General features: G+C 72.6%; 19 protein-coding genes. 12 read left to right on the forward strand and 7 right to left on the reverse strand.

Annotated elements, in window-relative coordinates; all coding sequences use genetic code 11:
• Window positions 1–5: 5 nt before the first annotated feature.
• From AB0N16_RS19260 to AB0N16_RS19270, 3 genes are all read right to left on the reverse strand, one after another.
• Window positions 6–1,043 carry a LacI family DNA-binding transcriptional regulator gene (locus tag AB0N16_RS19260; protein WP_365798143.1) on the reverse strand — a complete coding sequence of 346 codons (1,038 nt, stop codon included), beginning with the start codon at window positions 1,041–1,043 and terminating at the stop codon, window positions 6–8.
• Window positions 1,044–1,162: 119 nt separating this feature from the next.
• Entirely contained in the window at window positions 1,163–2,182 is a 1,020-nt protein-coding gene (ligD, locus tag AB0N16_RS19265) for a non-homologous end-joining DNA ligase (RefSeq protein WP_365798145.1), read from the reverse strand.
• Between the two features lie 40 nt (window positions 2,183–2,222).
• Entirely contained in the window at window positions 2,223–2,780 is a 558-nt protein-coding gene (locus AB0N16_RS19270; protein ID WP_365798147.1) for a hypothetical protein, read from the reverse strand.
• Window positions 2,781–2,933: 153 nt separating this feature from the next.
• Between AB0N16_RS19270 and AB0N16_RS19275 the strand changes: the two genes are divergently transcribed.
• Window positions 2,934–3,998, forward strand: a complete 1,065-nt coding sequence (locus tag AB0N16_RS19275; protein WP_365798149.1) for an ATP-dependent DNA ligase — start codon at window positions 2,934–2,936, stop codon at window positions 3,996–3,998.
• Between the two features lie 121 nt (window positions 3,999–4,119).
• Complete coding sequence (locus tag AB0N16_RS19280; RefSeq protein ID WP_365798151.1) at window positions 4,120–5,094, forward strand: DUF3048 domain-containing protein; 975 nt, start codon at window positions 4,120–4,122, stop codon at window positions 5,092–5,094.
• Here the strand turns inward: AB0N16_RS19280 and AB0N16_RS19285 are convergent.
• A complete protein-coding gene (locus tag AB0N16_RS19285) occupies window positions 5,091–5,555 on the reverse strand; it encodes a MarR family transcriptional regulator (RefSeq protein ID WP_365798153.1) in 465 nt (154 codons plus the stop codon). The two genes, AB0N16_RS19280 and AB0N16_RS19285, sit on opposite strands and share 4 nt — an antisense overlap.
• A 247-nt stretch (window positions 5,556–5,802) precedes the next feature.
• Here AB0N16_RS19285 and pcaH point away from each other — a divergent pair, with 247 nt between their 5' ends.
• From pcaH to AB0N16_RS19310, 5 genes are all read left to right on the forward strand, one after another.
• Entirely contained in the window at window positions 5,803–6,576 is a 774-nt protein-coding gene (gene pcaH, locus AB0N16_RS19290; protein WP_365798155.1) for a protocatechuate 3,4-dioxygenase subunit beta, read from the forward strand.
• Window positions 6,577–6,582: 6 nt separating this feature from the next.
• Window positions 6,583–7,185, forward strand: a complete 603-nt coding sequence (gene pcaG, locus AB0N16_RS19295; protein ID WP_365798157.1) for a protocatechuate 3,4-dioxygenase subunit alpha — start codon at window positions 6,583–6,585, stop codon at window positions 7,183–7,185.
• 5 nt (window positions 7,186–7,190) lie between these two features.
• The gene (gene pcaB / locus AB0N16_RS19300) at window positions 7,191–8,522 is read left to right on the forward strand and encodes a 3-carboxy-cis,cis-muconate cycloisomerase (RefSeq protein ID WP_365798558.1); all 1,332 of its coding nucleotides are present in this window, start codon (window positions 7,191–7,193) and stop codon (window positions 8,520–8,522) included.
• Complete coding sequence (gene pcaD / locus AB0N16_RS19305) at window positions 8,519–9,637, forward strand: 3-oxoadipate enol-lactonase (RefSeq protein WP_365798160.1); 1,119 nt, start codon at window positions 8,519–8,521, stop codon at window positions 9,635–9,637. The genes pcaB and pcaD overlap by 4 nt, the downstream gene beginning before the upstream one ends.
• Before the next feature lie 64 nt (window positions 9,638–9,701).
• Window positions 9,702–10,493: an SDR family NAD(P)-dependent oxidoreductase gene (locus AB0N16_RS19310; RefSeq protein WP_365798162.1), complete on the forward strand. Its 792-nt coding sequence runs from the start codon at window positions 9,702–9,704 to the stop codon at window positions 10,491–10,493.
• Window positions 10,494–10,700: 207 nt separating this feature from the next.
• Here AB0N16_RS19310 and AB0N16_RS19315 read toward each other — a convergent pair whose 3' ends face one another.
• A complete protein-coding gene (locus tag AB0N16_RS19315) occupies window positions 10,701–13,382 on the reverse strand; it encodes an AAA family ATPase (protein ID WP_365798164.1) in 2,682 nt (893 codons plus the stop codon).
• Between the two features lie 180 nt (window positions 13,383–13,562).
• Here AB0N16_RS19315 and AB0N16_RS19320 point away from each other — a divergent pair, with 180 nt between their 5' ends.
• The 3 genes from AB0N16_RS19320 to AB0N16_RS19330 all read left to right on the forward strand — a co-directional run bounded on the left by AB0N16_RS19320 (window position 13,563) and on the right by AB0N16_RS19330 (window position 17,103).
• A complete protein-coding gene (locus tag AB0N16_RS19320) occupies window positions 13,563–14,834 on the forward strand; it encodes an MFS transporter (RefSeq protein WP_365798166.1) in 1,272 nt (423 codons plus the stop codon).
• Between the two features lie 3 nt (window positions 14,835–14,837).
• A complete protein-coding gene (locus tag AB0N16_RS19325; RefSeq protein WP_365798168.1) occupies window positions 14,838–15,980 on the forward strand; it encodes an anhydro-N-acetylmuramic acid kinase in 1,143 nt (380 codons plus the stop codon).
• Between the two features lie 85 nt (window positions 15,981–16,065).
• Entirely contained in the window at window positions 16,066–17,103 is a 1,038-nt protein-coding gene (locus tag AB0N16_RS19330; RefSeq protein ID WP_365798170.1) for a DUF2510 domain-containing protein, read from the forward strand.
• A gap of 154 nt (window positions 17,104–17,257) precedes the next feature.
• Here the strand turns inward: AB0N16_RS19330 and AB0N16_RS19335 are convergent, their stop codons facing one another.
• Window positions 17,258–17,872 carry a TetR/AcrR family transcriptional regulator gene (locus AB0N16_RS19335; RefSeq protein ID WP_365798172.1) on the reverse strand — a complete coding sequence of 205 codons (615 nt, stop codon included), beginning with the start codon at window positions 17,870–17,872 and terminating at the stop codon, window positions 17,258–17,260.
• A 224-nt stretch (window positions 17,873–18,096) separates the two neighbouring features.
• On the opposite strand from AB0N16_RS19335, the gene AB0N16_RS19340 reads away from it, so the two are divergent.
• On the forward strand, window positions 18,097–18,891 hold the full coding sequence (locus tag AB0N16_RS19340) for a phosphatase PAP2 family protein (protein WP_365798174.1): 795 nt from the start codon (window positions 18,097–18,099) through the stop codon (window positions 18,889–18,891).
• Entirely contained in the window at window positions 18,888–19,844 is a 957-nt protein-coding gene (locus AB0N16_RS19345) for a hypothetical protein (protein WP_365798176.1), read from the forward strand. The genes AB0N16_RS19340 and AB0N16_RS19345 overlap by 4 nt, the downstream gene beginning before the upstream one ends.
• A gap of 160 nt (window positions 19,845–20,004) precedes the next feature.
• On the opposite strand, the gene AB0N16_RS19350 is transcribed toward AB0N16_RS19345, so the two are convergent.
• Entirely contained in the window at window positions 20,005–20,661 is a 657-nt protein-coding gene (locus AB0N16_RS19350; RefSeq protein WP_365798178.1) for a phospholipid scramblase-related protein, read from the reverse strand.
• Window positions 20,662–20,674: the final 13 nt, after the last annotated feature.

Below are 20,674 nucleotides of genomic sequence, written 5' to 3' on the forward strand. Positions count from 1 at the left end.
GCGGCCTAGGCGGTGGCGCGCCGTACCAGTGTCGTGGGCAGGATGACGCTGGACGGCACGCCCGTCGCCGGCTTGCCCCGGGTCAGGGAGCCCAGCAGGAGCCGGGCCATCAACCGGCCCATCTCCTCTATGTCCTGACGGACCGTCGTCAGTGACGGCTCGGTCTCTTCGGTGACGGGCAGGACGTCGTCGAAGCCGATCACGGCCACGTCCTCGGGCACCCGGCGGCCGCGCTCGCGCAGGACCCGCAGGGCGCCGAGCGCGGTGAGGTCGTTGGCCGCGAACACGGCGTCGACGTCCGGGCAGCGGTCGAGGAGTTCGCCCATGGCGCGCTCGCCGCCGGCCGGGGTGAAGTCGCTCGGCACGACCAGCCGGGGATCGGCCTCCCCCAGGACGCCCATGACGTCTCGATAGCCCTGGAGGCGGTCGGCGGCCGACGTCTGGTCCAGGGGGCCGGTGATGTGGGCGATCCGGGTCCGGCCGAGGCCGGCGAGATGCCGTACGGCGTCCCGGGCGCCGCCCCGGTTGTCGCAGTCGACGTACACGGCGCTGTCGGTGCCGTCGCTCCAGCCGGGCCGTCCGCCGAACACGGTGGGGACTCCGGCGCCCTCGATCAGGCCGGGCAGCGGATCGTCGAGATGGAGCGAGAAGACGAGCGCACCGTCGACATGGCCGCCGGCGAGGTAGCGGGCCACGCGGGCGTGGTCGTCCCGCCCCTCGGTGAGCAGCAGCACGAGCTGGTTGTCGTGTGCGGTCAACTCCTTGCTGATGCCCCGTAGTTGGAGGGCGAAGAAGGGGTCGGTGAAGATCCGGGTCTCGGGTTCGGCGATGACGACGGCGACCGCGTCGTGCCGTTTGGTCACCAGGCTGCGGGCCGCCTGGTTGGGGACGTAACCGAGTTCCTCGACGGCTTTCCGGACCCGCTCGACGAGCGGTTCGCGCACCCCGTCCCCGCCGTTGACCACCCGTGACACGGTGGCCCGGGACACCCCGGCCCGTGCGGCCACGGCCTCCAGTGTGGGGCGCGACACTGCCTCGGACACCTAGGCCCTCCTCATCGGCGGCTGGCGATCAGCATAGCCCCGGGCGGGAGGGGCGGCGGGAGCACTCTCCGGGGCGGGACAGCCTGCCTCCGGGCCGGGGAGCGCCCCAAGTCCGGTCGTCAGGAGGGCTGTTCCGGCCGTGCGCGGCTCGGCTGGACGCGTTTGGGCTCGCCCGGCATCTTCGGGTACTCGGGCGGATACGGCAGATCGCCGAGGCCGTGTTCGTGTTCGTCGCGGCGGGCGAGTTCCAGCAGGGCGTCCAGGGGGTAGGCGTGGTCGTCCATGTCGGCGTGCACATCGCCGGCTTCGGCGAAGCGGGCCGGCATCGTGACGAGGTCGAAGTCGCCCGGCTGGACCTCGTCGACCTCCTCCCAGCGCAGCGGCGCGGAGACCGGGGCGTTCGGACGGGGCCGCAGGGAGTAGGCGGAGGCGATGGTGCGGTCCCGGGCGGTCTGGTTGTAGTCGACGAAGATGCGCTCGCCTCGCTCCTCCTTCCACCACTTGATCGTCACCTGGTCGGGCATCCGGCGTTCCAGCTCACGGCCGAGGGCGATCGCGGCGCGCCGGACCTGGGTGAACGTCCAGCGGGGTTCGATGGGCACGAAGACATGCAGCCCCCGGCCGCCGGAGGTCTTGGGCCAGCCGCGCAGCCCGCCGAACTCGTCGAGGACGGCGCGCAGTTCGTGGGCGGCGCGGACGGCGTCGGCGAAGTCGGTGCCGGGCTGCGGATCGAGGTCGATACGGAGTTCGTCGGGACTGTCCACGTCGGCGCGGCGCACCGGCCAGGGATGGAAGGTGAGGGTGCCGTACTGGGCGGCCCACACCACGGCGGCCTCCTCGGTGGGGCACATCTCGTCGGCGGTGCGGCCGCTGGGGAAGGTGATGTGCGCGGTGGGGATCCAGTCGGGCATGCCCTTGGGCGCGCGCTTCTGGTAGAACCACTCGCCCTCGACGCCGTCGGGGTAGCGCTGGAGGGTGGTGGGGCGGTCGCGCAGGGCGCGCAGGATGCCGGGGGCCACGGCCGCGTAGTAGCGGGCGACGTCCAGCTTGGTGAAACCGCGCTCGGGAAAGAACACCTTGTCGGGGCTGGTCAGCCGTACGGTCCGGCCGGCCACCTCCAGTTCCACCGCATCACCCATGCGGCCACCGTAGGCGCACCGCCCGCACCTCGCATATCGGTTACGCCCGGGGCACCGACCAGGTGACGGCGGGCCTGCGCCGGACGTCGTAGACGATCCGGTCGGGACGGCTGCCCTTGGCCATGCCGAACGTGATCTTCCCGCGCAGACAGCTGCCAGGTCGCACGGTGCCCGCCGAGACGGGATAGGTCGGCGCCGGTACGCCGTATCCCCTGAGCCCGAGCGGCTTGACCTCAGTGCCGTCCTTGAGCCGGAGGGTCCACGGGGACTGCGCGACGATGACGTTGGTGCTGTCGGCGTCGGCGCACGTCTTCACCTCCAGCACGGCCCACTCGGGGTCGGGGAAGCCGGCGAGGTTGGTGGGCAGGTGCACGCCCTTGACGGGCTGGGTGTAACTGACGGCGGTCGTGGTGGCGCTGATGTGACTGCCGTCGCCGTCGATGTCCTTCCAGTGCCGGCCGGAGCCGAGGGTGAGGACCTTGGCGGCGGCCGACGCCCGGGACGCCTCGGCGCCGGCCGGCTCGGCGCTACCGCCGGTACAGGCCGTCGCGGTCGCGGCCAGCAGCAGGACAGCGGTGAGGGCCGTACGGATACGCATGAATGTTCCCCCGTGGAGCGTGTGTACCGAACGAGCATCATGCTGCCTGTGCGGGCGCTGTGCGGACACCGTGTCCAGGTTGTGATCAACAAGTGCCGTTCCGAGGCGTGCGCGCGACGAGCGGAGCCCGGGGCGCGCTCGTAGAGTCGTGGCATGGAGCTGCCGGTGATGCCACCCGTGAAGCCGATGCTCGCCAAGTCGGTGGCGACGATCCCGCCGGGCATGCAGTACGAGGCGAAGTGGGACGGCTTTCGGGCGATCGTGTTCCGGGACGGCGCCGAGGTGGAGCTCGGCAGCCGCACCGGGAAGCCGTTGACCAGGTACTTTCCCGAGCTGGTTGCGGCACTGAAGGAACGGGTGCCCGAGCGGTGCGTGCTGGACGGGGAGATCGTGATCGCGCGGGAGGGCCGGCTGGACTTCGACGCGCTGACCGAGCGGATCCATCCGGCGGACTCCCGGGTGCGCACCCTGGCGGAGCGTACGCCGGCCTCCTTCGTCGCCTTCGACCTGCTGGCGCTGGCCGACGAGTCGCTGCTGGATGTTCCGCTGACCGACCGCCGTGCCCTGCTCACCGCAGCGCTGACCCGGGTCGCCCCACCGGTGCACCTGGCACCCGCGACCACCGATGTGGAGGTGGCCCGGCAGTGGTTCGAGCAGTACGAGGGGGCCGGCCTCGACGGGGTCATCGCCAAACCGCTCACCCTGCGCTATCTCCAGGACGAGCGCGCCATGTTCAAGGTCAAGCACGAGCGGACCGCCGATGTCGTGGTGGCGGGCTACCGCCTGCACAAGAGCGGCCCGGTGGTCGGCTCGCTGCTGCTGGGTCTGTACGACGACCGGGGCGCCCTCCAGCATGTGGGCGTCTCGGCCGCGTTCCCGATGAAACGGCGGGCCGAGCTGATCGAGGAACTGGAGCCGCTGCGCCTGGACGACGTCTCCGGGCACCCCTGGGCGGCCTGGGCGGAGGAGGCCGCCCACGAGTCGGCCCGGCTGCCCGGCGCGCCGAGCCGCTGGTCGGGCAAGAAGGACCTGTCCTGGGTGCCGCTCCGGCCGGAGCGGGTGGCCGAGGTGGCGTACGACCACATGGAGAACGGCGCCCGCTTCCGCCACACGGCTCGCTTCCGCCGCTGGCGCCCGGACCGCACCCCGGAGAGCTGCACCTACACACAGCTGGAGGAACCCGTGCGCTACGACCTCGCGGAGATCCTGGGGTCGTAGCCCCAACCTCCTTCCCTCTGGCCGGTCATACATCGGCACGTGATCGGATTCGACCGGGTATGGCCACCGATGAGTCGATGAGCACACAATCAAGAGGACGAACGGGGTGGCAACGGTGGGCATGCGACACAGGGCGCCGACGCGCCGGACCGCGCTGAAGGCGATGCTGGCCGCGGCCGTGCTGACGGCCTCCCTCACGGCCGGCTGCACCCGGCACGGCACCTCGGACGACGGCCGGGCTCCGCACAGCAGCCAGACACCGGACGGGCGGCACACCGCCGGCGCCGGCTCGGTACTGGCCGTGAAGATCGACAACACCGCCGCGGCCCGCCCGCAGACCGGGCTGGATTCCGCCGACGTGGTGTACGCGGAACAGGTGGAGGGCGGCCTCAGTCGGCTGATGGCGGTGTACGCCACCAGGCTCCCCGAGGTCGTCGGCCCGGTGCGCAGCGCCCGCGAGTCCGATCTGGAACTGCTGCGCCAGTTCGACCGGCCGACGCTCGCCTTCTCCGGCGCCCAGCGCAAGCTGCTCCCGCTGATCGACCAGGCACCGCTGCGGCCGGAGACCCCCGACGCGGCGTCCGGCGCCTACTACCGGGGCAGTGACAAGCAGGCCCCGCACAACCTGTACCTCCGCCCCGCCAAGCTGATGGCCCGCGCACCCGGCGAGGCGGCGCTCACCACCGGCTTCCGTTACGGCGCGGCCCCGGCCGGCGGCACGGTCACCGCCACCCGCACCGTGCGGTATCCGGCGGCCCGCTTCACCTTCACCTGGTCCGCCGACGAGAAGCGCTGGCTGGTGTCGATGGACGGCACCCCGGCCCGGACCACGGCCGGGAAGCGGGTGGCGGCGGCGACGGTCGTGGTGCAGCACGTGCGCATACGCACGTCCAGGTATCACGACGTGCTCGGCAACTACACGCCGTTCACCGAGACGGTGGGGTCGGGCAAAGCCGAAGTACTGCGGAACGGGCGGTCGTTCGAGGCCACCTGGACGCGGCAGGAAGCCACGGGCGGTACGACGTTCACCGGGGCGGACGGCGGTCCGGTGGACTTCGCCGACGGGCCGGTCTGGGTGGTGTTCGCGAAGGCCTAGGCCTGCGGGACGAGGGGCTCCGTGGGATTGCGCAGCCCCTCCGCCGCGTCCGAGACCCGGCGGATCAGATCGAAGAACTGGGTCTGCTCCTCGGCCGAGAGCGGGGCCAGGAAGACCTGGTTCATCCGGGCGGTGCGCACGGTGAGCTTGCGGTGGGCGCGCAGCCCGTCGTCGGTGAGGCGCAGCAGGAAACGGCGGCCGTCCTGCGGGTCGCGCACCTTGTCGACGAGCCCGCGCCGGCCGAGCCGGCTGATGACCTCGGCGATGGTCGACCGGTCCAGACCCACCCGCTCCCCCACCGTGCGCTGGTCCAGCCCCGGCTCGGCGACGAGCGCGTTCAGGACGGCGAACTGCGGCGAGGTGATCTCCTCCGAGACCATCGTGTTCCACAGCAGGTAGTGGGCCTGCTGAAGCCGCCGGGCCAGGTGCCCGGGGTGGGTGGTGAGGTCCACCGCGGCCATAGACGCCCCCAAGGTCCGAATTGATTGGTGCACTGAACAATACTCGCAGCCACCACATCCTGCCTGTGCACCCGTCTGTCGTCATCCTGGCTCTTGACGGGTGACAGCTCCAATGGCAGCGTGAAAGTCGTCTCGCTGAAATACTCAGTGCCCTGATTAATTACTTGATCGAGATGAGGCTTCACGGGCCGCACATCGATACAGCCGCGCGCCCCCGAAGACAGAGCGCTCGACCCAAGGACTTCTCATGACTCTCACCCAAGCCGACATCGACGTAGAAATCGCCGCCGAACACTCCGCCTACGAAAAGCGCGTCGCCGAAGGCGGTCCCGTCGAGCATCACCCCCGGCGGGACTACGCCCCCTACCGTTCCTCCGTCCTCCGGCACCCGAAACAACCCCTGGTCGCCATCGACACCAGCAAGGATCCGGAGCTGGTGGAACTGCACTCGCCCGCGTTCGGGGAGCGGGACATCACCGGGATAGACAATGATCTGACCCGGCAGCACACCGGCGAGCCCATCGGTGAGCGCATCACCGTCTCCGGGCGGCTGCTCGACCGGGACGGCCGCCCGATCCGGGGGCAGCTGGTCGAGATCTGGCAGGCCAACTCGGCGGGCCGCTACGCGCACCAGCGCGAGCAGCACGACGCCCCGCTGGACCCGAACTTCACGGGTGTCGGCCGTACGATCACCGACGCCGACGGCGGTTACCGCTTCACCACCATCCAGCCGGGCCCCTACCCCTGGCGCAACCACCTCAACGCGTGGCGTCCGGCGCACATCCACTTCTCGATGTTCGGTACGGCGTTCACCCAGCGGCTCGTGACGCAGATGTACTTCCCGAGCGACCCGCTGTTCCCGTACGACCCGATCATCCAGTCCGTGACGGACGACGCGGCCCGGCAGCGCCTGGTCGCGACCTACGACCACAGCCTGTCCGTGCCGGAGTTCTCGATGGGCTACCACTGGGACATCGTGCTGGACGGCCCGCACGCCACCTGGCTCGAGGAAGGGCGCTGAGCTGCCATGACGAAGATCGACACGAGCAGCCCGGAACAGGTGCTGCCCACCCCGTCGCACACGGTCGGCCCGTTCTACGGCTACGCGCTGCCGTTCCGCGGCGGCGAGGAGATCGCCCCCCTCGGCCACCCGGACACGATCACGGTCCACGGGTACGTCCTCGACGGCGAGGGCAACCCGCTGCCGGACGCCTTCGTGGAGCTGTGGGGCGCCGACCCGGACGGGAACGTGTCCACGACCGACGGCTCGATCCGGCGCGACCCCGCGACCGGTGACTACCTCGGCCGCAACGGCGTGGAGTTCACCGGCTGGGGCCGGATCCAGACGGACACCGACGGGCACTGGTACGCGCGGACGCTCCGGCCGGGCGCCCGCGGCGAGAGCGCGCCCTACGTCAGCGTGTGCGTCTTCGCGCGCGGCCTGCTCATGCACCTCTTCACCCGGATCTACCTGCCCGGCGACGACGCCGCGCTCAGCGCCGACCCGCTGCTCACCCGGGTGGGCGAGCGGCGCGACACGCTGATCGCCGCCGACGAGGGCCGGGGGACCTACCGTTTCGACATCCGCCTTCAGGGCGAGGGCGAAACGGTCTTCCTGGAGTTCCAGTGACAACAGTGGATTACGGCGGCGGGGACGCCGGGCTGCTCGGTCCCGGGTGGTCCGGCTCCGCCGCCGCGTCCGCGACCGGAGACGGCGCCTGGCTGCGGGCGCTCCTTGACGCGGAGGCGGCCCTCACCCGCGCCCAGGCCGCCCTGGGGCTGGCCCCGGCCGGGGCCGCGGCGGCCGTGACCGAGGCGGCCGATCCGGACCGCTTCGACGTCGGCGCCCTCGCGGAGCGCGCCCGCGCCGGCGGCAACCCGGTCATCCCGCTGGTCGCCGATCTGACGAAGGCGGTCGGCGCGGAGTACGGGCCGTATGTGCACCGGGGCGCCACCAGCCAGGACATCATGGACACGGCGACGATGCTGGTCGCCGCCCGCACCCTGGACCTGGTCCTGGCCGACCTCGGGCGTACCGAGCGGGCGCTGGCCCGGACGGCCGCCGAACACCGTGACACCCCGATGCCGGGCCGAACGCTCACCCAGCACGCCGTACCGACGACCTTCGGGCTGAAGGCGGCCGGCTGGCGTTCGCTGGTCCTCGACGCCCGGGACCGCACGGCCCGGGTCCGGGAGTCGCTGCCCGTGCAACTCGGTGGCGCGGCGGGCACGCTGGCGGCCTTCGGCGCGTACGGCGCGGAACACGTCGAAGAGCTGCCGACGGCGTACGCACGTGAACTCGCCCTGAACTCACCCCTGTTGCCGTGGCACACCCTGCGTACGCCCGTCGCGGATCTCGCCGGGTGTCTCGCCTTCACTGCCGGGGCGCTGGGCAAGGTCGCCGCGGACGTGCTGACACTGTCCCGTACCGAGATCGGTGAGCTCTCCGAGGGCAGCGGGGGCGGTTCGTCGGCGATGCCGCACAAGGCGAACCCGGTGCGGTCCACACTCGTCGTCGCCGCCGCCCGGCGGGCCCCGCAGCTCGCGGCCGTCCTGTACGGGTCCCTGGTCGCGGAGGACGAACGGCCGGCCGGCGCCTGGCACGCCGAGTGGGAGCCGTTGCGGGACCTGCTGCGCGCCGTCGGGGGCGCGGCCCGGGACACGGCGGAGCTGGCGGAGGGGCTGCGGGCGCATCCGGAGGCGATGCGCCGGAACCTGGATCTCACCCGTGGGCTGATCGTCTCCGAGCGGCTGTCCGCCGAACTGGCCCCCGTGCTCGGCCGGCCCCGGGCCAAGGAACTGCTCACCGAACTCGCCCGCCGCACTGGGACGGAGCGTCGTACGCTGCGTGAACTCCTAGCCGAGGAAGTCGAGTTGAATGACATCGACCTCGACGACCTGACCGATCCGGCCCGCTACACCGGCTCCGCCGGCGCCCTCACCGATCGTGCACTGGAGCGACGTTGATCGAGAACCTTCTCAACCACCGTGCCGAAGGCCCCACTTCCGCTCCCCCGCTGCTGCTCGGGCCGTCGCTCGGCACCTCGTACGCGCTGTGGGACGCGGTGGCGCCCGAACTGTCGACCGGCCACCGGGTGGTGCGCTGGAACCTGCCGGGGCACGGCGGTTCGGCACCCGGTCTGATCAAGGCGGGGGCGACCGTCGGTGACCTCGCCGACCTGGTGCTCGCGCTCGCCGACTCGCTCGGCATCGAGCGGTTCGGGTATGCCGGGGTGTCGCTGGGCGGCGCGGTCGGGCTGCAGCTGGCCGTCCACCACCCGGACCGGCTGGAGAGCCTGGCCGTGATCTGCTCCTCCGCCCACTTCAACGGCTCCAAGCCCTGGGAGGAGCGGGCCGAGCGGGTGCGCCGGGAGGGCGTGCGGTGGCTCGCGGAGAACGCGGGCACCCGCTGGTTCACGCCCGGCTTCACCGTGCCGCGCCTCGTCGAGGACCAGCGAACCGCGGACCCGGAGGCGTACGCCGCCTGCTGCGACGCGCTGGCCGCCTTCGACCTGCGGGACCGGCTCGGCGAGATCGCCGTACGCACCCTGCTGATCGCGGGCCGTCAGGACCCCGCGACCCCGCCGCCGCATCTGCGGGAGATCGCGGACGCGGTACCGGCGTCCACGCTGGTCGAGCTGCCGGGCGCCTCCCACCTGGCGCCCGCGCAGTGCCCCGAGGCCGTCCTCACCGCGCTCCGCTCGCACCTCGACGGCGGCGCCAGGCGGGGCATGGCGGTGCGCCGGGAGGTGCTGGGCGACCCGCACGTCGACCGGGCACAGGCCCGCCAGACGCCGTTCACGGCCCGCTTCCAGGACTTCATCTCGCGCTACGCCTGGGGCGAGATCTGGACCGACCCCACCCTCTCCCGCCGCGAACGCAGCATGATCACCCTCACCGCGCTGGTCGCGCACGGCCACCACGACGAGCTGGCCATGCATGTACGGGCCGCCCGGCGCAACGGGCTCACTCCGGAGGAGATCGGCGCGGTACTGCTGCAGACGGCCGTGTACTGCGGGGTTCCGGCGGCGAACTCGGCGTTCGCGACGGCCCAGCGGGTGCTGGCCGAGGAGGAAGGGTGACCCTGGCAGTCGTAGCCCCAGCAGGATCAGGTATCCGGTGGTGGTCCGTGCCTACGCTGGCAGCATGTCCACCATTCTGATCACCGGTGCCACCTCCGGGCTCGGCCGGTACGTCGCCTTCGAGCTGGTCCGCTCCGGCCATGTCGTCCTCGCGCACGGCCGGGATCCGGGCCGTACCGAGGCGCTGGTCGAGGAGCTGCGCACCGAGGGCGAAGCGGAGGGCTTCGTCGCGGACCTGGCCTCGCTGGCGCAGGTCCGCGAGCTGGGTGCGCGGGTCGCCGACGAGCGTCCCGACCTGGACGTACTGATCAACAACGCGGGCGTCGGCGCCGGTACGCCCGGCGCGGGGCGCGAACTGAGCGCCGACGGCCACGAACTGCGCCTGGCCGTCAACTACCTGGCCCCGGTGACCCTGACCCACGCCCTGCTGCCCGTCCTGCGCGCCGACGCCCCGGCCCGGATCGTCAACGTGGGCTCGGCAGGCCAGGAGCCCCTGGACTTCGACGACCCCGAGTTCACCCGCGGCTACCAGGGCTTCGCGGCCTACTGCCGAGCCAAGTTCGCCCTGGCGGCCCATACCTTCACCCTGGCGGAGGAGCTGGCCGGCACGGGGGTCTCGGTGAACGTCCTGCACCCCGCGACTTTCATGGACACGGCGATGGTGCGGGAGGGCGGGGTGGCGCCTTGGAGCACGGTGGCGGACGGTGCCCCCGGGGTACTCGCGCTCGCGACCCAGGACCTGGGAACGGGCGGCTACTTCGACGGCACGAATCCGGCCAGAGCGCACGAGGGAGCGTACGACAAGGACGTACAGAAGCGCCTGGCAGCGGTAACGGATCAACTCCTGGCGCTGTAGCGCCCCGACGGTGCTGTAGTGCCCCGACGGCGCTGTAGTGCCCCGACGGCGCTGTAGTGCCCCAACGGTGCTGTAGCGCCCCGACGGTGCTGTAGCGCCCCGACGGTGCTGTAGCGTCCCGACAGGGACGCGGGGCCGTGTCGATGTGCGGCTACCGCCGCGTGGGCGCGACCGGCCCCCACGCACCGGCACCCCGCAACGCACCGGTCAACGCAATCCCCGCCCCGTGTCCAGCACCTCCCGCGCCTGGGCGACCAGCCCGTCCGCCCCGCACGACCGGGCCAACGCCAGCCCCCGGTTCAGCTCGGCCACCGACCGCGCGGCGATCCCGTACTCCACCCGCGCCGCCGCATGCTCGTACTGACACGGCGACGCCTCCAGATAAGCCACCGCCTGGGACGCCAGCCGCACCTGCCGCTGCCCGGTCTCCAGCGCGGCGGCGCACCGCAGGGCCTCGCCGATCGCCGTGTCCGTGCCGAACCGCTCGGCCTGCCGCCGCGCGTCCGCCGCCAGCCGCGCCGCCCGCGCCGGGTCCTCGCCCGCGAGGGCCCGGGCCAGGTCGAGGGCCCAGGGCACCACCACCGGGTTGAAGTGGCCGCGCGCGGCGGCCGCCTTCTCCGCGGCCTCCAGTTCGTTGAGGGCCTCCTTCGTGCGGCCGACGGCGAGCAGCAGCCGGCCGCGCACGGACCGTGGGTCCGGCATCACGATCGTGGAGGGGTACGGCGGTGCGAAACCGTACTGCTCGGCCGTCTCCCAGGCCTGCTGGACATGGCCGCGGGCCAGCAGCGTGTCGACCAGGTTGCAGGTGGCGGTCCAGTACAGGGGCAGCCTGCGGCCGACCCGCTCGGCGATCCGCAAGGATTCCCGCAGGGATGTCTCCGCGTCCCGCAGCCGGCCCCGCCTGCGGTGCCCGAGGCCCACGTAGGCGTGGGCGAGGGCGAGGTGGCCGCCGCTCCAGCCGGAGGACTCGTAGGCGCGCAGGGCCTCGTTGTAGAGGCTCTCCGCGCGGTCGAGGCGGTCGGTGTAGACGTAGGCGTTGGCGAGCATCAGCAGCAGTTCCATGCCCCACTCGGTGTCGGTCCAGCCGAGTCCGGGAGCGAGCCGGCCGTTGACGAGGGCGCGGTCGCAGAGCTCCACGACCTCTTCGGCGCTCTCCCCCTGGATGAGGAGGTCGAAGCCGCGCAGCATCAGCAGGGCACGTTCGGAGTTGTCCCGGCCGGTGCAGGTGCCGACGAGCTCGCCGAGGCGTTCGGAGCGGCGCGGGGAGACGGCCTCGCCGGCGATGCCCTCCCACATGAACTGGACGGCCTGGAGCCGGAGTCTGGCGGGGCCCTCCTCGTGCCGGGCGGCCTCCGCCTCGACCGTGCGGACGGCTTCCTCCAGCTGGTCGTTGTGGAGGAGGGCCTGGGAGAGGCGGAAGACGGCGTCGACGCGTTCGGCGTCGCCGAGGCCGGGCATGCCGAGCGCGCTCCGCAGGTGGCCGATGGTGACGGCGGGTTTGGTGAGCAGGGTGGCGCAGCCCAGTTCGTAGAGCACGCGCGCGTGGACCTCGGGCACGGGCGGTTCCAGCAGGGCGCGTTCGAGGCAGCGGCGGGCCGCGTCCGGGGCGCCGACGGCGAGGTGTTCCTTGGCCGCGTCCCGCAACTGCTGGACGAGTTCCTCGTCGTCGTCCGGATGCACCTTGAGCAGGTGGCGGGAGGCCTCGGCGATGCCCCGGCCGTCGTCGATGACGATCTGGGCGGCGATGCCGTGCATGGCGGTGCACATCGCCGGCGGGATGGAGTTGTAGACGGCGCTGGCGATCAGCGGATGGACGAACTCCAGGTCGCCGGCGTGGGAGCGGGAGCCGGCCGGGTCGGGTGCGGTGAGGATACGGGCGCTGCGCAGCAGTTCGGCGCAGCGCTCGGCGTCCTCCACGGTCATGGTGGCGAGCTGGGCGACCAGGTCGACGGAGATGCCGGTGCCGAGGATGGCGGCGGCCCAGGCGAACCGGGTGGCGTCGATGCCGAGGCCTTCTAGGCGGGTGACGAGTCCGCCGCCGCGGGCCGACCGGTTGAGCGCGCGCAGTTCGCCCGCCCGGGCCTCGACGGGTTCGACCTCGCTGTCCTGGACCTTGGCGAGGAGTTCGACGGTCTCATAGGGGTTGCCGCCGGTGACGGCCCAGACCTCGCGGCAGAACGGTGCGTCGGCATGCGCGCCGAGGGTGGCGAGCGTGAGTCCGGCGGTGGCGTCCGGGGTGAGGGCGCTGAGATTGTGCACCGGGTTCGTGGCCGCGGCGGCCACGGTGTCGAGGTAGCGGGCGCTGTCGCCGCCGACCTCGCCGGGGCGGCGGGCGACCAGGACGAGGACGGGCAGGTCGTCGAGGCGCTCCACGAAGGCGGCGAGCCAGGCCAGGGTCTCCTGGTCGGCCCAGTGCGCGTCGTCGATCAGCAGCACCAGCGGCCAGTCGCGTTTGGCCAGCCGGCGGACGGCGGCGACCAGGCCGTCGCAGACGCCCTGCGGGTCGGCCTGGCGCTCACCGGGGTCGGTTATGCCGAGGGCGGGGCCGGCGATGTCGTACCAGTCGCCGAGGTACTCCCGGGCCTCGTCGGGGAGCAGGGAGAACAGGGCCGGCTGGAGCAGCTGCCGTACCACGTTGAAGGGAACGCTGCGCAGGGTCTCGCCGCCGCGGGTGGACCAGACGGTGCAGCCGCGGCTCTTGGCGATTCGGCGGGTTTCGGCCAGCAGCGCGGTCTTGCCGAGTCCGGCCTCGCCGCGCAGGACGAGCAGGTTCCCCGGGGTGGACCGGTCGGCGCACAGGACGTCGAGCGCCTCGGTGATGGCGGCGATCTCCGCGTCGCGCTCCCAGAGAGGAGCAGAGGAGCCCTCCGGGGGTAGTTCCTCCGTCATCCCGTTACCTCCCCAAGTCGCCCGAACGACGTACAGACCACGAGCCTAGCCGTCCTGTTGGCTGTCCGGAGGCGGGTCCGGCCGCTGTTGCCATGACGGGTGACAGCGGCTGCGGCGGGGCGCCGCGTGACGGCCCCGACCTGCCGCTGTCGAGCGAACGGACCGTCAACAGGCGTGGAAATGAAGCTGAGTTTCGAAGATCGGGCGGTACGGGAACGGAATCGTCCCCTCCGGGCACTGGCGGCCGGCTCGGTGGGCAACTTCATCGAGTGGTACGAGTTCGGTGTCTACGGCTATTTCGCGACGGTCGTCGCCGCGCGGTTCTTCACCCCGGCGGGCGGCAGCGCGGCCGAGGGGCGGGTGCGCACCTATGCCTCGTTCGGGCTGGCGTTCTTCTTCCGTCCGCTGGGCGCGGCCCTGTTCGGCCGGCTGGCCGACCGGCTCGGCCGGCGGCCGGTGCTGATGCTCGTGGTCGCGCTGATGACGGGGGCCACGGCGCTCATCGGCCTGCTGCCGACGTATGCGCAGGCCGGTGCGCTCGCGCCCTGGCTGCTCACGCTCCTGAGGGCCGTTCAGGGACTGTCCGCGGGAGGGGAGTTCGGTGGCGCGGTGGCGATGCTGACCGAGTTCGCGCCGCCGGGGCGGCGGGGGCTGTACGGGGCGTGGCAGTCGTTCACCGTGGCGCTGGGGCTGCTGGGCGGGGCGGGCCTGGCGGCCGGGCTGGGCTCCGCTCTGACGGAAGGTCAGCTCGATTCGTGGGGCTGGCGGTTGCCGTTCCTGCTGGCGCTGCCGCTGGGCGCGCTCGCGCTGTGGCTGCGGGTGGGGCTGGACGAGACGCCGGAGTTCCGGGAGCCGGAGGTGCGGGCGGTGCGGGTGTCGGCCGGGGCGGTCGCGCTGGCCGTCGGGCGGGTGATGGGCTGGTCGGCGGCCGGGTACACCTTCCTGGTCGTGCTGCCGTCGTATCTCCAGACCGCGCTGCACACCGGTTTCCGTACGGCGCTGCTGGCGACCGTGGTGGCGAACCTGGGTTTCGCGGCGGCGATCCTCCCGGCGGGGCTGCTCAGCGACCGGATCGGGCGGCGGCCGGTGATGCTGACGGGCGCCGGTCTCGTGGTCGTGCTGGCCCTGCCGCTGCTCGGCCTCCTCCAGGACGACGGGGCGTCCGCCGGGGTGAAGGGCGCGGCCCTGTTCGGTGCGGGCGCGGTGGTGGGGCTGATGGCCGGACCGGGGCCCGCGCTGCTGGCCGAGATGTTCCCGGCGCGCGCCCGCTGTACGGGCCTGGGACTCGCCTACGCCCTGTCCAATGCCGTGTTCTCGGGTTGTGCGGGCCTCATCATCACGGAGGCGGTGAAGCGCACCGGGAACCTGGACGTTCCCGGCTACTACGCGGCGGCGGCCTGCGCGGTCAGCGTGCTCGCGCTGCTGCGGTCACGGGAGACGAAGGCGGGTTGAGCGGTGCTGGTGATCGGTCTGATGTCCGGGACCTCCTACGACGCGGTCGACGCGGCCGCCGCAGAGCTGCGTCTGGCCGGCGACACGCTGCTGCTGAAGCCGCTGGGGCTGGTGAGCACGCCCTACGACGACGAATTGCGCGAGGCTCTCGCGGGGGCGCTGCCGCCGGCCGAGGTACCGCTCGCGCGGGTGTGTCTGCTGGACACCCGGATCGGGCAGGCGTTCGCGGCGGCGGCGGTCCGGGCGAACCGTGAACTGTGCGGCGGGCGGGCCGAGTTGGTGGCCTCGCACGGGCAGACGGTCTTCCACTGGGTGGCGGACGGCCGGGTGCACGGGACGCTGCAGCTCGGGCAGCCGGCCTGGATCGCGGAGGCGACGGGACTGCCGGTGGTGGCCGACTTCCGCCCCCGGGACGTGGCCGCCGGGGGCCAGGGCGCGCCCCTGGTGAGCCTGGTCGACCTGTTGTGGCTGCGCGGCCGGCCGGGCACGCCGGTGGCGCTGAACGTCGGAGGGATCGCCAACCTCACCGCGCCGGACGGCACGGCCTTCGACACCGGGCCCGGCTGCGCGCTGATGGACGCGGCGGCCCGGGAGTACACCGGCGGCCGGCAGGCGTACGACGTGGACGGGGCGCTGGCGGCGCGCGGCCGGCCGCACCGGCCCCTGCTGGAGCGGCTGCTGGCGGACCCGTACTACGCGCTGCCCGCGCCGAAGACGACCGGCAAGGAGTTGTTCCACGCCGGGTACTGGCGGGCGCCGGAGGGTTTGTCGGCCGAGGACGCGCTGGCGACGCTCACCGAACTGACGGCCCGGACGGTGGCGGACGCGGTTCGCGGCGTGGGAGCCACGGAGGTGATCGCCTCGGGCGGCGGCACCCGCAACCCGGAGCTGATGCGGCTGCTCCGCGGCCTGCTGCCGCAGACCCCCGTCCGCGCCTCCGACGCACTCGGTCTGCCCTCGGCCGCGAAGGAGGCCTACGCCTTCGCGGTCCTCGGCTTCCTCACCGCCCACGGTCTCCCGGGCACCGCCCCGACCGCCACCGGCGCCCGCCACCCGAGCGTCCTGGGCTCCCTGACCCCGGGGCGGGACGGTCTGCGGCTGCCACCACGGGCCCCGAACCCGCCGGTGCGGCTGCGGATCGAATGAGACAACGACGCCTGACGGGCCGGCTCATCCGAAAGTCGCCGGATCCTCTCATCCGACTTTCACCGACGCCTCATACGGTGGGGGCATGACGCAGGTGACTCCCCCCGGGTGGTATCCCGACCCCGGGCAGACAAGTGACGGTCCGGCCACTGAGCGCTGGTGGGACGGCAAGGCGTGGACGGAGCAGACCCGCCCCGCCGGGTCGGGTGCCGACTGGGGTCCCCCGACGCCGTCGCCGGCCGGCGCGGCCTACCAGGCGTACCCGGCCTATCCGGGGTATCCGGGGTATCCGGCGCCGCCGGCCACCGGAAAGCGCGGGCTGCGCACCGGCGTGGCCGTCGGTGTCGCCGTCGCGGTCCTCGCCGCCATCGGGGTGACCGCGTGGGCGCTCTCCGCCAACGGCGGCGACAACGGCGGCGGCCAGGCCACGCAGCAGGGCTCGGGCGGCCAGGGCGGGCCGGAGGGACAGAACGGCGGGCAGGGCTTCCCGTTCGGCGGGTCGGGCGGCTCCGGGTCCGGCGGTGGCTCGGGCTCGGGCGGTTCCGGCGGCGGTGCGTCGCCGTCGCCCGGCCAGTCCGAGGCTCCGAAGGTTCAGGGCGGCGGCACGGTGTCGGACTCCATCAACGCCATCAGCATTCCGGTGCCGAAGGGCTGGACCGGGCAGGCGATCAACGTCGGCGCCCAGATCTCCTCCGACAACTCCTACAAATGCCCCGGCGACACCTCCCAGACCTGCACCGCCGGCGGCGCCTACTCGGCGCCCGCGCTGGTGCTGGGCACCAAGGGCGACACCGCCGAGGACGTCGCCAAGGCGGACATCGCGGCCAACGCCACGGAATCGTACGGCGGCAAGACCTACGGCTCGATCACCTCGCACCAGGTGCTGGCCTCCAAGGCCGTCACCGTGGCCGGGCAGAAGGGCTATCTGGTCCGCTGGAAGGCGGTGACCAGCAAGGGCGCCGACGGTTATGTCGAGTCGCTGGCCTTCCCGTCGCCCTCGAACGCCCGGCAGATCGTGGTGGTCCGGTTCGGCGTCGACGTCGGCCAGAGCCAGTCCGTGATCGACACGATCACCAAGGGCATCAAGGTGTCCTCCGGCGGCGGCGACGGCCAGACCGTCTGACCCGCCCCCGCCCCGGAACGCCGATCGGCCGGGTGGGGCGCCCCTCCGCTCAAAGGGGAGCCCCACCCGGCCGGGGGGTGCGCGCCGCCCCCGTCCCCACGGTGCGGCGCGAGCAGGTCACCGTCCAGTCATCCCGTGGACGGCGGCCTGGGTCTCATGTCAGTCCGAGTGCGGGCAGCGCGACGGCCTCCACGAAGCGGACGAGATAGTCGGCGTCGGCGTACTCGCCGGTGAGCACGGGCCGCACCCGCAGCACGCCGAACATCATGGCGGGCACGTAGTCCAGCGCGGGATGCCCCTCGGGCACCTCGCCGCGCTGGACACCGCGGCACAGGATCTCCTGGAGCGCGGCGATCTCGGGTTCGACGAGCGCCTCGCGCAGCGCCGTCGCCAGTTCCGCGTCCGAGTGGAGCGCGTGGCCCAGCGCCGAGAGCAGCTTGGTGTCCTTGCGGGACCAGTCGCCCGCGACCCGCGCCACCTCGCGCAGGTCTCCGGCGAGTGACCCGGTGTCGACGCCGGCGAAGCGCACCTCGCGGTTGGCCCGCAGCGCGGCGGCGACGAACTGCGGCTTGGTCTTCCACTGCCGGTAGAGCGTGGACTTGCTGCACCGGGTGCTGGCGGCGATCCCCTCCATGGAGACGGAGTCGTAGCCGCACTCGCGGATCTGTTCGAGCACGGCGTCGAAGAACTCCCGCTCACGCTCCGGCGTGATCTTGGAGCGGCGCGATGCGGCGACCATGTCCGGTCCGTCCGCGGCCTGCGACGTCATGTGCTCTGCTCCTCACTCGCGCATCACTTGCGGATCACCTGGTCCCCGCCCGCCGTTCGGCCCCGGCGGAAACCTACAACCAGTGTGGCCTACGTCTATCGATACGCCACTGTACCGGTACACGACCGTATCGGTACAGTGGCGTATCGGTACGCTTCCGTATCGAAGAGTTCGGGCCACCGTCCGGGACTCGCACAGCACCACCGTCAGTGAGGGGGCCTGGGATGAGATCCCAGTCCGAGCCGGCAGCAGCGGAGCCCGGGGCGATAGCCCGGCCGCCGCTCGTCCGTGAGCTCCTGCTCGTCGCAGGGCTCTTCCTCGTCTACAAGTTCGGGCGCCAACTGGCCACCGGCCATACCGCCGAGGCCCTGCACAACGCCCACCGGATCTGGGACCTGGAACGGACGTTGCACCTGCCCTCGGAGGTCGACGTGCAGTCCGCACTGCTGCACGGCGGCACCCTCGTCCATCTGGCCAACACCTACTACGCCACGGTTCATTTCCCGGCCACGCTGGCCTTCCTGGTCTGGCTCTACCTGAAGCGGCCCGCGCACTACGTCTGGGCCCGCCGGGTCCTCGCCGTGGTCACCGCCGCCGCCCTGGTGCTCCCCTTCACGTTCCCGCTGGCGCCGCCGCGGATGCTGGCCGCCACCGGCCTCGTCGACACGGCCCGGGTCTACGGCCCCTCCGTCTACGGCCCGCCCACCAGCGACCACCTCTCCAACCAGTTCGCGGCGATGCCCTCGCTGCACTTCGGCTGGGCCCTGATGGTGGCGATCGGCCTGATCGTCGCGACCCGCTCCCGATGGCGCCGGCTCTGGCTGCTGCACCCGGCGATCACCCTGCTGGTGATCGTGGGCACCGCGAACCACTACTGGCTGGACGCGATCGTCGCCACCGCGATGCTCGGCGCCGCCCTCGCCCTGATCAATCCGCCGCACCGCACGGCCACGACGGCCGGGCGCGGCACCCGGCACCTCGTCTCCGAGGAGCCCGCACTGGTGGGGGCGGGCCGATGAGCGCCGCGGCCCTGATCGCCGTCGTCCTCTCCCTGGTCTCGGCCGTCGCCTACGCGGCCGCCGCCGTGGCCCAGGAACGCCTCGCCTCGAAGACCGCCGGCGCGGGCCTGCTGCGGCTGCTCGGCTCCGGTGCCTGGTGGGCGGCGGTGGGTCTGAACGCCGGGGCCGCCCTGCTCCACGTCGTCGCCCTGAAGTACGGCCCGCTGACCCTCGTACAGCCGCTGGGCGCGCTCACCCTGGTCGCGGCCGTACCGATGGGCGCCCGGGCGGCCGGCCGCCGGGTCACCGCCACCGAGTGGCGGGGCACCGCCCTGACCCTGCTCGGCCTCGGCGCCCTCCTGATCACGGCCTCCGGCCCCGCACCCCACCAGGTCCTGAGCCTCACCGAGGCCCTCGGCGTCGCCGGTACGACAACCGCCCTGATCGGTGTCCTGTCCCGCCCCGGCACCCGCCCGGGCCTGCGGCACGCGACCGCGTCGGGCTTCGCCTCGGGCGTCGCCTCGGCCCTCACCCAGACGGTGACGGTGGCGGCGACGGACCGCTCGGGCCCGGCCCTGAGCGTCGAGGTGATCGTGGTCGCCCTGCTGGTCGCCGCGTTCGCGGTGGGTGGCCTGCTGCTCTCCCAGACGGCCTACCGAGGCGGACTGGGCGCCCCCCTGGCGGTGGTCACCCTGTCCAACCCGGTGGCGGCGGCGGTCATCGGCCTGACCCTGCTGGGGCAGGGACTGCAAGGCGGCGCGGCGGGCATCCTGCTCGCCCTGGCGGGCGCGGGCCTCGCCTCCTGGGGCGTGGTCCTGCTGACCCGGGTGACCCCGGCGACGCGGCTCGTGGAACCGGACGACGAGGAACACCCGGTGGCCGCGGTGCTGGCCCTGGAGGAGGCGAGAGCGGCGGCGGAGCAGGCGCTGCTCCCCCGGCAGAAGCCGGAGACCGAGCACCTCACGGCACTCTGAACAGCGCCCGGACCGAAGCGCCCGTCAGGGGCGCTGGGGGTACCCCCGGCCGAAGGCTGGGGGAGGAACGGCGCGACCAGCCACAGCACACCCGCAGCCGCCCGACGACCGTTCCAACCCCCACGGGCCGCGTCAATCGGCACTCGGCCACGGACGACCCTCAGCCCAGTCCCCGAGAGTCCTGCTTCAGCGCCGTGTCCACGGTCAGTGCCGTCGCCACCACCAGGCTCCGCAGCGGCTCCGGCAACTGGTGGTGGATCTGCAGCACATAGTTGTCGGCGGTGGTGAACATCGTCTTGGCGAGCCCCTCCCACGTCTTCGTGATCCGGGCCACCTCCGTGTCGGTGTGGTCGACGATCGCGAAGTTCCACGCCCGCCAGTTCTCCGCCTTGATCGCACCGACCTTCTGGTCACCCACGATCATCGCGAAGTTGATCTTCCCGATCATGTTCTGCTGGACGATCTCCCCCACCTGCGAGCCGTCCGGACGCGTGACGATCACCCGGGACTTGAAGATCTTCGCGGGCCGGGTCAGCAGCAGCTGCGGCTGACCGGACGCGTCACGGATCTCCAGCCGGTGGGTCATGTACTGGTCGAGGCTGGAGACGAAGCGCAGGATCTTCTTCAGCGCGCTCTGGCCGACCTCGGCCACCGAGCCGATCTCCCGGCCGTGCTGGTCCATGACCTTGTACTCGTTGGTCAGCTCGATCAGCTTGGCCTTCTGGTTCACCACCAGCACCGGCTCGGTGAAGAGTGTCTGGGACGCACCGTGCGGATCGCGGTACGAGTCTGCAGGAGTGTTCGATTGCGTGGTCACCGGGGCACACTAT

The organism is Streptomyces sp. NPDC051105, from assembly GCF_040682795.1.
Lineage (GTDB): Bacteria > Actinomycetota > Actinomycetes > Streptomycetales > Streptomycetaceae > Streptomyces.

What these genes read in the sequence shown, in the direction of transcription:
- ligD (WP_365798145.1), bottom strand. Translation starts at nt 2,182, where the DNA reads ATGGGTGATGCGGTGGAACTGGAGGTGGCCGGCCGGACCGTACGGCTG.
- AB0N16_RS19270 (WP_365798147.1), bottom strand. Translation starts at nt 2,780, where the DNA reads ATGCGTATCCGTACGGCCCTCACCGCTGTCCTGCTGCTGGCCGCGACC.
- AB0N16_RS19275 (WP_365798149.1), top strand. Translation starts at nt 2,934, where the DNA reads ATGGAGCTGCCGGTGATGCCACCCGTGAAGCCGATGCTCGCCAAGTCG.
- AB0N16_RS19280 (WP_365798151.1), top strand. Translation starts at nt 4,120, where the DNA reads ATGCGACACAGGGCGCCGACGCGCCGGACCGCGCTGAAGGCGATGCTG.
- AB0N16_RS19285 (WP_365798153.1), bottom strand. Translation starts at nt 5,555, where the DNA reads ATGGCCGCGGTGGACCTCACCACCCACCCCGGGCACCTGGCCCGGCGG.
- pcaH (WP_365798155.1), top strand. Translation starts at nt 5,803, where the DNA reads ATGACTCTCACCCAAGCCGACATCGACGTAGAAATCGCCGCCGAACAC.
- pcaG (WP_365798157.1), top strand. Translation starts at nt 6,583, where the DNA reads ATGACGAAGATCGACACGAGCAGCCCGGAACAGGTGCTGCCCACCCCG.
- AB0N16_RS19310 (WP_365798162.1), top strand. Translation starts at nt 9,702, where the DNA reads ATGTCCACCATTCTGATCACCGGTGCCACCTCCGGGCTCGGCCGGTAC.
- AB0N16_RS19315 (WP_365798164.1), bottom strand. Translation starts at nt 13,382, where the DNA reads ATGACGGAGGAACTACCCCCGGAGGGCTCCTCTGCTCCTCTCTGGGAG.
- AB0N16_RS19320 (WP_365798166.1), top strand. Translation starts at nt 13,563, where the DNA reads ATGAAGCTGAGTTTCGAAGATCGGGCGGTACGGGAACGGAATCGTCCC.
- AB0N16_RS19330 (WP_365798170.1), top strand. Translation starts at nt 16,066, where the DNA reads ATGACGCAGGTGACTCCCCCCGGGTGGTATCCCGACCCCGGGCAGACA.
- AB0N16_RS19335 (WP_365798172.1), bottom strand. Translation starts at nt 17,872, where the DNA reads ATGACGTCGCAGGCCGCGGACGGACCGGACATGGTCGCCGCATCGCGC.
- AB0N16_RS19340 (WP_365798174.1), top strand. Translation starts at nt 18,097, where the DNA reads ATGAGATCCCAGTCCGAGCCGGCAGCAGCGGAGCCCGGGGCGATAGCC.
- AB0N16_RS19345 (WP_365798176.1), top strand. Translation starts at nt 18,888, where the DNA reads ATGAGCGCCGCGGCCCTGATCGCCGTCGTCCTCTCCCTGGTCTCGGCC.